The sequence below is a fragment of the Streptomyces sp. UNOC14_S4 genome, from assembly GCF_020740835.1.
Classification (GTDB): Bacteria; Actinomycetota; Actinomycetes; order Streptomycetales; family Streptomycetaceae; genus Streptomyces.
In genome coordinates, this window is the sequence record NZ_JAINFC010000234.1 from 1 (window position 1) to 11263 (window position 11263).

Below are 11263 nucleotides of genomic sequence, written 5' to 3' on the forward strand. Positions count from 1 at the left end.
GGTCGGCGTCGATCTGCCGTGTTCCGACTCCGACTTCTGGAACTCCTACGCCACCTACCTCAAAGAGGAGGCGAAGGGCGCGAATCTGCTGCCGGTCAGCAATTCGCAGAACGACGTCACCAAGCTGGTGGCCAATGTCCAGGTGTTCCGGAACACGGGTGCCAAGGCCGTCGTCATAGCCCCGCAGGACACGGGCGCCGTCGCCTCCGTCCTCAAGGAGCTCGCGGCGCAGGGCATCCCCGTCGTCAGCGTCGACACCCGCCCCGACAAGGAGCAGGTGTTCATGGTCGTACGGGCCGACAACCGGGCGTACGGCGTCAAGGCCTGCCGGTTCCTCGGCGGCAAGCTGGGCGGCAAGGGCAAGGTCGCCGAGCTCCAAGGCTCCCTCGACTCGGTGAACGGGCGCGACCGTTCGGAGGCCTTCGCCTCGTGCATGCGGAAGGAGTTCCCCGGCATCGAGGTCTTCCCCCTGCCCACGGACTGGAAAGGCGACGTCGCGTCCGCGAAGCTGCAGAGCCTGCTCGCCCAGCACCCCGACCTCAACGGCGTCTACATGCAGGCCGGTGGCGTCTTCCTGCAGCCGACCCTCGCCCTCCTGCGGCAGAAGGGTCTCCTCGAACCGGCCGGGGAGGCGGGGCACATCACCGTCGTCTCCAACGACGGCATCCCCCAGGAGCTCGACGCCATCCGCAAGGGGCAGATCGACGCCACCGTCTCCCAGCCCGCCGACCTGTACGCGAAGTACGCCCTCTCCTACGCCCGGGCCGCGGCGGCGGGGAAACGGTTCGTCCCCGGCCCGACCGACCACGGCTCGACCGTCGTCAAGCTCCCCAACGGGCTGGAGGACCAGCTCCCCGCGCCCTTGGTGACCAGGGAGAACGTCGACGACAAGACCCTGTGGGGCAACAGCATCGGCAAGTGAGCGGCGAGGACGGCACCGACATCCGGCCCGGAAAGGACGGCACCCCTCGATGCACCCTTCGATGCGCCCCTCGTCTTCCTCACCTGTGCACAGCGCCGCCCCTCCGCGCCCGGTCGCGGAGGCGGACGGCGTCTCCAGACGCTTCGGCGCCACGGTCGCGCTGCGCTCCGCGGACATCGCCGTGCTGCCGGGCGAGGCACACGCCCTGGTCGGCCGCAACGGCGCGGGCAAGTCCACGCTCGTCGGGCTCCTCACCGGCCTCCTCAGGCCCGACGCGGGCGTCGTGCGGTTCGACGGCGGACCCGCTCCCGCCTTCGGTGACACCCGGGCCTGGCGCTCCCGCGTGGCCTGCGTGCACCAGCGCTCCACGATCCTCCCCGAACTCACGGTCGCGGAGAACCTCTTCCTCGACCGCCAGAGCGCCTCGGCCCTGCGGCCCATCCGCTGGAAACGGCTGCGTGCCCGGGCGGCGGAGCTGCTCGGCGAGTACGGCGTGGACGTCGATCCGGCGCTGCGGGCACGCGATCTCTCCGTCGGGCAGCGGCAGTTCGTGGAGATCGCCCGCGCGCTGTCGTCCGGCGCCCGGTTCGTCGTCCTCGACGAGCCGACCGCGAAGCTCGACGCCCGGGGCATCGACCTCCTCTTCGCCAAGTTGCGGGCGCTCCGGGGGCAGGGGGTGGCGTTCCTGTACATCTCCCACCACCTGCGGGAGGTCTACGCCCTGTGCGACACCGTCACCGTCTTCCGGGACGCCCGCCGCGTCGTGACGGCGCCGGTGTCCGAACTCGGCCACCGGGACCTGGTGGAGGCGATGACCGGCGAACAGCCCTCCGCACCGGAAGGGCGTACGTCCCGTGCCGTGCCACCCCGGGACGGCGACGCTCCGGTCCTGCTGTCCGTCGAGGGGCTGACACTGCCCGGTGGTGTCTGCCGCGACGTGTCGTTCGCCGTACGGGCCGGAGAGGCCGTGGGGCTCGCGGGTTCCGCGGCGAGCGGCAACGCGCAGGTCGGGGAGGCCGTCGCGGGGCTGCGCAAGGCGGCGGCCGGCCGGATCGCGGTGGCGGGGCGCCCGGTGCGTACCGGCAGTGTGCCGCACGCGCTCGCGGCCGGGATCGGGCTGGTCCCCGAGGACCGGCACGCGCAGGGTCTGGTCCCCGCCCGCGGCGTGGGTGAGCATGTCACGCTCTCGGCCGGGAGGCGGCTCGGCCCCTTCGGCACCGTCCTGCCGTCGCGGGCACGGGCCCTGGCCGACCGCATGATCGAGGAACTCGACATCAAGGCTCCGGGCTCCGCGACGCCCGTCGCCGCCCTGTCGGGCGGCAACCAGCAGAAGGTGGTCGTCGCGCGGGCCCTGGCCGCCGAGCCGCGCGTCCTGGTGACGATCCGTCCGGCCAACGGCGTGGACGTCAGGTCGAAGGAGTTCCTGCTCGGCAGGGTCCGGCGGGTCGCCGACGAGGGCAGGGCCGTCCTCGTCGTCTCCGACGAGCTGGACGACCTGCGGATGTGCGACCGGACGCTCGTCATGTGCCACGGCAGGCTCACCGGCGCGTTCGGCCGCGGCTGGAGCGACCGGGACATGGTCGCCGCGATGGAGGACGTGCCCGGCGCGCCGGGGCCGTCGGAAGAGCCGGGATCGGAAGGGACAGCACCGAGAGAGCCAGGACCGGGAGAGGAGGCCGGGGATGGTGTCCGGCGCTGAGCTCCGGCCCGGGCCGGAAGCCGCCGCGCCGCGCGGACCGCGGCCGCGCGGACCGCGCCCGGGAGAAGTCGTCGCCCGCTGGCGGAGCCTGTCCCTCGTCCCGGTGCTGCTGCTCCTGGGCGTCATCGGGTTCGTCGTGTCGCCCGCCTTCCTCACCTCCGACAACCTGCTCGGCGTCGCGCAGCAGTCGACGGAGCTCGGACTGCTGGTGCTCGCCGAGGCGCTCGTCCTGATCGGCGGGCGGATGGACCTCTCCCTGGAGTCCACGATCGGAGTCGCCCCGGTCGTGGCGATGTGGGTGGTCCTGCCTCCGGACGCCGGCCGGTTCCACGGGGCCGGGCTGCTGCCCGGGGCGTTCTCCGTCCCGGTGTGCCTGCTCGTCGGGGCGCTGGTCGGCGGGCTCAACGCGTTCCTGATCCTCGGGCTGCGGCTCAACGGCTTCATCGTCACGCTGGGCGCGCTGACCACGCTGCGGGGACTGCAGATCGCCGTGTCCAAGGGACAGTCGATCGTCGACGTGCCCGCCTCGTTCACCTATCTCGGGCAGGCACGCTGGCTGGGCGCGCCCGCGGCCGTCTGGCTCACCGGGCTGCTGTTCCTCGCGGGCGGTTCCGCGCTCACCTGGCTCCGGCACGGCCGCGCGCTGTACGCCGTCGGCGGCAACCCCGAGGCCGCGCGTGCGGCCGGGATCCGGGTCGACCGCGTCACCTGCGCGGTCCTCGTCCTGGCCGGGGTGCTCGCGGCCTTCGCGGGCGTCCTGTACACCGGCCACTACGGCTCGGTGTCCGCGGACCAGGGCAGCGGCTGGATCTTCCAGGTCTTCGCCGCCACCGTCATCGGCGGGGTGGGCCTGGACGGCGGCAGGGGCACCCTCTTCGGCGCGCTGACCGGGGTGCTCACGCTTCAGCTCGTCGTCAATGTCATGACGCTGGCCGGGGTGCCGCCGCTGTGGAACCAGTTCCTCAACGGTCTGATCATCATCGTCGCGCTGGTCGTCTCCCGGTTCGCCTCGGGCGAGCGGCAGACGTGAGGGCGGCGGCACGGACGCTCCGGCCCCGGCCGTCCCCGGGGTGTCGGGCCCGGCCGGGGGCCGGAGCATGGCAGCATGCCTGTCCACGCGACGCTCCCCTCAGGGGCACCCCGTACGGAGGCACACCCATGACGCGCCACGCCCGGGCCGTGCACGCACGGCGGGTCTACGACTCCCCCTCGCCGGACGATGGCGTGCGCGTCCTGGTGGACCGGCTGTGGCCGCGCGGCCTGAGCAAGGTCGACGCCCGTGTCGACGAGTGGCCCAAGGCGCTCACCCCGTCGACGGAGCTGCGCCGCTGGTACCACGGCCCCGACGGGGACCCCGAGGAGTTCGTCCACCGCTACGAGGCCGAACTGGAGTCCCCCGAGGCGGCCGAAGCCCTGGAGGACCTCCGGTCCCGCGCGCGCAAAGGCGAGCGGCTCACCCTGCTGACGGCGGCCAAGGACCCCGAGGCCGGTCATGCGGCGGTGCTGGCCCGGCTGCTGACCGAGTCCTGAACGCCCGGCGGGCGTATGCGCGTCAGCCCACCGTGCGCGCCAGGTACAGGCCCGTCGTGGTGTCCAGCCGGACGGTGCCGCCGTGCGCGTCGACCACCCGCCGCACGTCCGCGAACAGCGCTTCCCGTACATCCTCCGGCACGACGCGGTACGCCGAGTGGGAGGCGAGCAAGCTCACGAAATCCTCTGCAGAGCGCTCGTGCACGGACTCGTAGCGGCGGTGCTCCACGTCCGTGAAGCCGCCGTCGGCGGCCAGTTGCCCGTACACCCAGGAGTGCGGGCCCTCGACGGTCGAGCGCGGGCGCAGGTCGTGGGCGGTGTGCGGAGCCACTCCCGTGAGAGCGCGGTCGTGCACAGCGGCGAGTTCCTCCTCCAGCCCTTCCCCGGCCACGACCCAGTCGTTCCAGAAGAGGGCGATCGCGCCGCCGGGGCGCAGCGCGGCCCGTGCCAGGCTCCAGCGGGTCGCCGGGTCGATCCAGTGCCAGGCCTGGGCGGAGTAGAGCAGACCGTAGGGCGTGGGCGGCCGCCAGGTCTCGAAACCGCCGACCGTGATGGTGACGCCGGGTGTGCCGGCGCAGTTGCGGGCGAGCACGTCGGCCATCCGTGCGTCGGGCTCGACGCAGGTGAGCGGAACGCCGTGGGCGGCGAAGGAGAGCGTGGCCTTTCCGGTGCCCGCGCCGACCTCCACGGCGGGGGCGCCGTCGAGTGCCGCGTAGGCGAGGACGTCGGTGACGAGCCGGCCGGGATATCCGGGGCGGGCCGCATCGTACTGCTCGGCGGCTTCCCCGAAGACGTGGCGCCGCTGCTCGCGCCAGTGCTCGGACGGCTTGGCTGTCGGTTCTCCGGTCATGGGCACACCCTAGGGTTCTCCTCGCGCGGGAACTCTCCCGGGGCGTCGCACCGTTCTCCGGGCACGTATGTGAACGGACGGGTGATGATGGTCGAGTTGGTTCCCGGTGGCAATCTTTCCCTGCCGGAGGGCGCGCTGACGCTCCGGGTGCCGGGGCCGTTCGACCTGTCCGCGCTGGTCACCGGTGACGACGGCAAGGTGGGCGGTGACGCCGACTTCGTCTTCTACAACCAGCCCGCCGCGCCCGGGGTCCGGCTGGTGGACGGCGGCCTGGGCGTGGACCCGGCGCGGCTGCGGGCCGGTGCGAGCCGGGTGACGCTGGTCGTCAGCCCCGCCGATCCCGGCACATCGCTGAGCGGGCTGCCCGTGCCCACGCTGTCCGTCAGCGGCGGCGACGGCCGGACGGTCGCCCGTTTCGCCCCGCCGCGCCCGGGCCGTGAGACCGTGCTGCTGCTCGCGGAGCTCTACCGGCGCGGTCCTGCCTGGAAGCTGCGCGCGCTCGGCCAGGGGTACGCGGACGGGCTGGCCGGGATCGCCCGCGACTTCGGCGTGGACGTACTGGACGAGGAACCCGCGCCGACGCCGCAACCTGTGGTGGCCGTACCGTCCCCCGCGGCAGGCGCCTCCGACGGGATCGCCGGGCTGGTCAACGCGCGGCGGGCGCGCTGCGGTGCCCCGCCGGTCACGGTGGACCCACGGCTCACGGCGGCCGCACGGCGTCACGCGGCGGCGATGGCGGAGCAGGGGCGGCTCGCCGCCGAGGGCCCTGACGGGGTGTCCGTCTTCCAGCGCGTCACCGCCGGCGGGTACGCGTATCTGGGCGTGGCCGAGCAGTTGGTCTCGGGGCCGCGCACGCCGGACGAGTTCCTCGACTACTGCCTGGGCAGCGAGGAGGCGCGGCGCCCGCTGCGGGACGCGTCGCTCACCGCGATGGGGCTGGGCCATGCCGTGGACGGCCGTTCGGGCACGACGTACTGGACGGCGGTGTGGGCCGCGCCGTTCAGTCCGGGTGGCCTGGCCGGGATCGCCGCCGAGGTGGTCGCGCTGACCAACGCCGAGCGGGCGGCGGCCGGTCTGCGGCCCCTGGCCGACGACCGGCGTCTGGCGGCCGCCGCGCAGGCGCACTCCGCCGACATGGTCGCCCGCGACTTCTACGCGCACACCTCGCCCGAGGGCCGTCAGCCGTGGGACCGTGCGGCCGCGGCGGGCTGCGCCCACCGGGGCATAGGCGAGAACATCGCCTGCGGCCAGCGGTCGGCCGCCGAGGTGGTCGACGGCTGGATGAACAGCCCCGGGCACCGGGCCAACATCCTCAAGCCGGACTTCACCCACATCGGCATCGGCTTCGTGGGCGGCGGCCGCGTGGGCACGTACTGGACCCAGTTGTTCGGGATGGCCTCCTGACCGCTCCGGGTTCCCGTGCGGCGGAGGCACACAATGCGCGGGCAGACGGCACAAGCCGCACATTTCCCTGTGATCCCCGGGATTCCGGGGCGCCCGGACACGGATACCGGAATTCCGTCCGGAACCACCGGGGGAATCGTTCGTCCGGGGCCGCATGATCGCACTACCTACGGGTAATTCCCGGGAGTTGCTGACCTGCCGACCGGTCACACCTTTTCCGGTATCCCAAATCTTTCGACACAGCTTCACCAACGGTTGGCGATCTGCTACGTTGGGTACGCTCGGGACAAAGCCAGGGGGACGCTCAGGGGGACACCGTGCGGAGAAAAGAATTCGCGGTGGGAGTGCGCAGTCCGATCGACCCCACCGGGCAGTCGTTTCCCGCGCGCAGCGCCCCGCGCGTGGCCCGGTTGCGCACTTTCGACAACAGGGCCGGGGAGCTCATATCGGCGCTGCGGCGAGCGGAAGCGGAACGGGCCGGCAAGGCCGGCCGGGGGCGGCGGCGGAAAAACGGCACCGGACGCCCGGATCTGACCCGGCTGCGCATCGCGGCGGTGACGGGCAGCTTTCTTTCGGCGGTGTCGTCGCTCGGCTTCTGCACGCTCGCCTTCGCGAGTCACGCCGAATGGCCCCTGATCGGGGTGTGGACGGTGTCCGCCATCGCCACCGCCACCATCCTGGCCTTCTTCACGGCACTGCGCCGCTCGCTGGCCAGGCACGCGCTGGAGCTCCACGCCGCCCACACCGCGTTCTGCGCCGCTCTGCGGGGCATGGCGGAGGAGCAGGTGCTCAACCTGGAGGCCACGCATCTGCTGCGGGACAGCAGGGACGACCCCGAGCTCACGAACGCCATCCTCACCGGCATCGTCCATGAGTACACCGACGCCGAGCGTTCATCCGCACCAGACGAGGAAGTGGACCGGCAGCATAAATTCTCCGCGCTGGTGGGCAAGGCGACGAAGCCCGCCAACCAGAACCATCCGATCGCTCGCACACTTCGTCGGCTGGCCTCGGACGTAAGCGCGGACGTGAGCGAGGCGAGATGATGACCGACAACGGGGGAAGCACGGAAACGACGGTCAGTTTCGACCAGTTGATGGAGCTGGCGAGCCGACTGGAGAATGTGAATTCCAAAAATTTACGGAGGGCTCTGCGGTCCATCGACGCCGAGGCCCGCAATCAGCGCCTCGACGTCATTCTGGGAAATTGCACGACGGCGTTCGGGCAATGTCTGTCCGGAACTCTTGTCCTGGCCTATCTGTGGGTCGGATACCAGATGGTCCAGCGGGGCGACGCGGGATATTGCGTGCTGCTGTGCGGAATGCCCGTCACCTCCGTCGCCTCGATCTTCGCGCTGAAGAAGGTGCCCGCCGCCCAGGCCCTGGGTGCCATGTCGAGGATTCCCAGACTGCTGCGCCGCGCCCCCTCCGCCACGGGCGGCGAGGACACCGCCGCGGGCGCGGGCCAGGGCGGCGACGAACCGGCCGCGTCCTGACGCACCAGGCCGGAAACCGAGCCGGAAGACGCGAACAGCCCCCTTCGCGCACCCCCGCACATCCGTACGCGTGACGCTCCGTCACCGTACGCCGTCATGCCCGGGCGCGGCCACCGACCGGCCGCCGCCCGGCACCGCCCGGAGCGCCGTGTCCGCCCGGGCCCGATCCCCGACTTCCACCTGGATGGAGCTGTGATGGCCGATCCCGATCTCACCGGCCCGGCGGGCCGCACGGGCGACTCGCTCGTGACCGAGCTCGAAGCGCTCCTGGGCGACACCGCCCGCGCTGCCGGACACCATGGCTGGACCGCCGTCGCCGAGGCGGCCGCCGCGCTGCCGGACCGGCACGACCGGGCCGTCCTGCTGTGTGCCTCGCCCAAGGCCGACGCGACCGCGCTCGCCGCGTTCCTGCGCGCCCGGCTGCCGGACATCCGACTGCGTACGACTCCGCTGGAGCCCCTGCACGCGGACCCTTCGGCGGCGTTGCGCGCCAACCGCGTCGTCCTCGCCCTGGGCTGTGCCGAACTGCTCAGCCACGACGCGGCCACCGCGGGCGCGTTCCTGGCGGCCCGCCCGCCGGGGACCGTCCTCGTCGTGCTCACCGGGGCCGACGTGCTCTCCGGGGACGACGACCTGCGGCTGGTGGCCCGGCGCATCTGGCGCGTCCTCCACGCGGGCCCCGGCGAGCGGTGGACCGGCCGTGGCCTCGCGGAGCTCGGCTGCCTGCTGTGGAGCGCCGAGAATCCCGCCGACACCGCGGAGCCCCTGCACAGCCTGCTCGTCCGCGACTCCACCGCCCTCGTGCAGCAACTGCACGCACAGGCCGCCGCGCCCGCCGGGCTGCTGCACGACCGCGTCACCCACCTGCTGGGCCTGGCGGCGGAGCTCATCTCGGGCCGGACGGGCCCCGAGGGACCGCACCGGCGCTCCGCCGGCATCACGGAGGCCCGCGCGGCGTTGCAGGACGCCCGCCGGAAAACATTGCGCGTCGTGGACGGCGAGACGGCGGCGGCGGAACGGGAAGTCGTGGCCTCCCTGCGGGCGGTGGAGCAGGACCTGCTGCGGGAGCTGGACGGCTTCCTGGAGCGGCACCGCCAGGAAGCGGCCGAGCCGACGCGGGCCCGCGGCCTCGTCACCGGCTATCTCGACCGGGGCATGCGCAGCTGGGCCGTCTCGACCGCGTCCGGGCTACGGGTGCGGGCAGGCCGGATCGACCAGGCGGTCGCGGAGGGATTCCGGAACGCGGAGCGGGTTCTGGCCGCGCGGGGTACGGGAGCGGGCACGATCGGTGCCCCGCCGTCGGTATCCCTCGACGGCGCCGCACACGCCCCGGTCCCGTCGTACGGGGGCCGGCCCAGCGGCGCGAAACCGCCTGCCGTGCCCACGGAGATGGTCGTGGGCGGCGCGCTCGGGGCGGCGGCCGGGGCGGTGATGACCAACAAACTGGGCACGGTGCTCGGCGCCGGGGTCGGCGCCGCGGCCGGCGGTGTCCTCCACCGGCTCCAGACCGAGCAGCAGGTGGGCCGTGCGGCCGCGTACGGCAGGGCCGCCGTGCAGGAACGTGTCGCCGCCCTCGTGTCCGCCGTCCCCGCGGCCGTCCGCCGCGAGACCGACTCCCTGCGTCGTTCCGTGGAACGGACCCTGGACCGGGCCGTCAGGGAGCTGGAGATCCCGGAACCGGGCACCGCGACCGAAGGGGCGGAGGCCCTCGGCGCCCTGCGGCAGCGGCTGGCGACGCTGGACGACCGCCGCCTGACGGCTGACGGCTGACGGCTGACGGCTGACGGCTGACGGCTGACGGCTGACGGCTGACGGCTGACGGCTGACGGCTGACGGCTGATCATCCGGCTCAGGCCGGTCCCTGCACCGGGTACGGCACGAAGGTGCTGCTGTTCTCGTCCACGGCGAGCGTCATGCCGAGCGGCGGTACGGCCCGCTGGGGGCAGTCGAGGCGCTCGCAGACGCGGCAGCCCATGCCGATCGGGGTGGCCGCGGAGGCCTGGCCGAGGTCGAGGCCGTCGGAGTAGACGAGGCGGGAGGCATGCCGGATCTCGCACCCCAGCCCGATGGCGAAGGTCTTGCCCGGCTCGCCCCACCCGCCCCGGTGCCGGGTGACCGTCCGGGCGGTCCACAGATAGCGGCTCCCGTCGGGCATGGCGGCGATCTGCACATGGATGCGGCCGGGCGCGCCGAACGCCTCGTACACATTCCACAGCGGGCAGGTGCCGCCCGCCCGCGAGAAGTGAAAGCCGGTGGCCGACTGCCGCTTGGACATATTGCCCGCGCGGTCGACCCGGACGAACGAGAACGGCACCCCGCGCAGCCGCGGCCGCTGAAGCGTGCTGAGCCGGTGACAGATGGTCTCGTACCCGAAGCCGAAGCGGTCGGAAAGCCGCTCGATGTCGTACCGCAGCTCCTCCGCCGCGGCATGGAACGCACGGTACGGCAGGATCAAGGCGGCGGCGAAGTGACGGGCGATGCCGATCCTGGCGAGCGACCAGCTGGGGGAGCCCGGTTCGTGGTCCTCGGCGGCGAGCCGGGAGAACTCGTCGCCGTATTCGAGGAGGGCGAGCTGGGTCGCCATCCGGAAGGCCCGCTGGCCGGGGCGGAGCCGGTTCGACAGCCACAGCGTCCGCTCGGCGGCGTCGTAGTGATGGAGCCGATCGGTACCGGTGGCTGTACGGACCCCGTGACGCGCGGCGAGCCGGTCGGTGAGAGCCCGCAGGGCGGTGCCGGACCGGACACCGATGTCCGCCGCGAGATCCTCGGCGGCGGTGTCGACGTCGTGAAGGTAGTTCTGCCGACGGTAGAAGAAGTCACGGACCTCGTCGTGCGGGGAGGGCGGCAGGGCCGGTCCGGTTCCGGTGATGCCGCGCTCCTCCGCCGCCTCGGCGAGCTGCTCGGTGAGTGCCTGGTGACGGCGGCTCAGCCCGAGGAGTACCGACGCGACGGCGGGCAGCCGTGAGGCGAGCTCGGCCAGGTCGGAGGACGACACCCGGCCGGCGGTGACCTCGTCGGCGAGGGCCTCGCGCAGATCGGCGAGCGTCCGGCCGGTGTCGCGCTCGGCGAAGAAGCCGGGGTCGACGCCGAACGTCTCGGTCAGGCGCAGCAGTACGGGGACGGTCAGCGGCCGGGAGTCGTGCTCCATCTGGTTGAGGTAGCTGGGCGAGATGCCGAGTGTCCGGGCCAGTTCGGCCTGGCTGAGCCGCCGCTCCTCGCGGAGTCGGCGCAGCCGTGCGCCCGCGTATGTTTTGGCCATCGGTTCAGCCTAGCCATTGCGCTGCGCTTGCGGGTGCGGGTTGCGTTGTGGCTGGTCGCGCAGTTCCCCGCGCCCCTGGGTTGGTTGGTGGGCCGGGGGTGGGG

The 11263-nt window shown here is 73.0% G+C and carries 10 protein-coding genes; 8 read left to right on the forward strand and 2 right to left on the reverse strand.

The window, feature by feature from the left end; translation table 11 throughout:
- The 4 genes from K6I34_RS20910 to K6I34_RS20925 all read left to right on the forward strand — a co-directional run.
- Positions 1 to 922: sugar ABC transporter substrate-binding protein (locus K6I34_RS20910; RefSeq protein ID WP_229327845.1), on the forward strand; the 922-nt coding region annotated here is incomplete at its 5' end.
- Between the two features lie 49 nt (positions 923 to 971).
- Positions 972 to 2621 (forward strand): sugar ABC transporter ATP-binding protein, encoded by a 1650-nt coding sequence (locus K6I34_RS20915; protein ID WP_374230980.1) that lies wholly within the window; start codon positions 972 to 974, stop codon positions 2619 to 2621.
- Positions 2605 to 3651, forward strand: a complete 1047-nt coding sequence (locus tag K6I34_RS20920; protein ID WP_229327846.1) for an ABC transporter permease — start codon at positions 2605 to 2607, stop codon at positions 3649 to 3651. The genes K6I34_RS20915 and K6I34_RS20920 overlap by 17 nt, the downstream gene beginning before the upstream one ends.
- 128 nt (positions 3652 to 3779) lie before the next feature.
- The gene (locus K6I34_RS20925) at positions 3780 to 4151 is read left to right on the forward strand and encodes a DUF488 domain-containing protein (RefSeq protein ID WP_229327847.1); all 372 of its coding nucleotides are present in this window, start codon (positions 3780 to 3782) and stop codon (positions 4149 to 4151) included.
- A 22-nt stretch (positions 4152 to 4173) separates the two neighbouring features.
- Here the strand turns inward: K6I34_RS20925 and K6I34_RS20930 are convergent, their stop codons facing one another.
- Positions 4174 to 5001: a trans-aconitate 2-methyltransferase gene (locus K6I34_RS20930; protein ID WP_229327848.1), complete on the reverse strand. Its 828-nt coding sequence runs from the start codon at positions 4999 to 5001 to the stop codon at positions 4174 to 4176.
- A gap of 87 nt (positions 5002 to 5088) precedes the next feature.
- Here K6I34_RS20930 and K6I34_RS20935 point away from each other — a divergent pair, with 87 nt between their 5' ends.
- From K6I34_RS20935 to K6I34_RS20950, 4 genes are all read left to right on the forward strand, one after another.
- Positions 5089 to 6405, forward strand: coding sequence for a CAP domain-containing protein (locus K6I34_RS20935; protein WP_229327854.1), 1317 nt, complete (start codon positions 5089 to 5091; stop codon positions 6403 to 6405).
- 344 nt (positions 6406 to 6749) lie between these two features.
- Positions 6750 to 7451, forward strand: coding sequence for a hypothetical protein (locus tag K6I34_RS20940; RefSeq protein ID WP_229327849.1), 702 nt, complete (start codon positions 6750 to 6752; stop codon positions 7449 to 7451).
- Entirely contained in the window at positions 7448 to 7900 is a 453-nt protein-coding gene (locus K6I34_RS20945) for a hypothetical protein (protein WP_229327850.1), read from the forward strand. Before K6I34_RS20940 ends, K6I34_RS20945 begins: the two co-directional genes overlap by 4 nt.
- A gap of 195 nt (positions 7901 to 8095) precedes the next feature.
- On the forward strand, positions 8096 to 9670 hold the full coding sequence (locus tag K6I34_RS20950; protein ID WP_229327851.1) for a hypothetical protein: 1575 nt from the start codon (positions 8096 to 8098) through the stop codon (positions 9668 to 9670).
- Between the two features lie 79 nt (positions 9671 to 9749).
- Here K6I34_RS20950 and K6I34_RS20955 read toward each other — a convergent pair whose 3' ends face one another.
- Positions 9750 to 11159, reverse strand: a complete 1410-nt coding sequence (locus tag K6I34_RS20955) for a short-chain fatty acyl-CoA regulator family protein (protein WP_229327852.1) — start codon at positions 11157 to 11159, stop codon at positions 9750 to 9752.
- Between the last annotated feature and the right edge of the window lie 104 nt (positions 11160 to 11263).

Bases quoted from the DNA above. Each gene is read 5' to 3' on its own strand.
- K6I34_RS20915 (WP_374230980.1), top strand. From the start codon at position 972: ATGCACCCTTCGATGCGCCCCTCGTCTTCCTCACCTGTGCACAGCGCC.
- K6I34_RS20920 (WP_229327846.1), top strand. From the start codon at position 2,605: ATGGTGTCCGGCGCTGAGCTCCGGCCCGGGCCGGAAGCCGCCGCGCCG.
- K6I34_RS20925 (WP_229327847.1), top strand. From the start codon at position 3,780: ATGACGCGCCACGCCCGGGCCGTGCACGCACGGCGGGTCTACGACTCC.
- K6I34_RS20930 (WP_229327848.1), bottom strand. From the start codon at position 5,001: ATGACCGGAGAACCGACAGCCAAGCCGTCCGAGCACTGGCGCGAGCAG.
- K6I34_RS20935 (WP_229327854.1), top strand. From the start codon at position 5,089: ATGGTCGAGTTGGTTCCCGGTGGCAATCTTTCCCTGCCGGAGGGCGCG.
- K6I34_RS20945 (WP_229327850.1), top strand. From the start codon at position 7,448: ATGATGACCGACAACGGGGGAAGCACGGAAACGACGGTCAGTTTCGAC.
- K6I34_RS20950 (WP_229327851.1), top strand. From the start codon at position 8,096: ATGGCCGATCCCGATCTCACCGGCCCGGCGGGCCGCACGGGCGACTCG.
- K6I34_RS20955 (WP_229327852.1), bottom strand. From the start codon at position 11,159: ATGGCCAAAACATACGCGGGCGCACGGCTGCGCCGACTCCGCGAGGAG.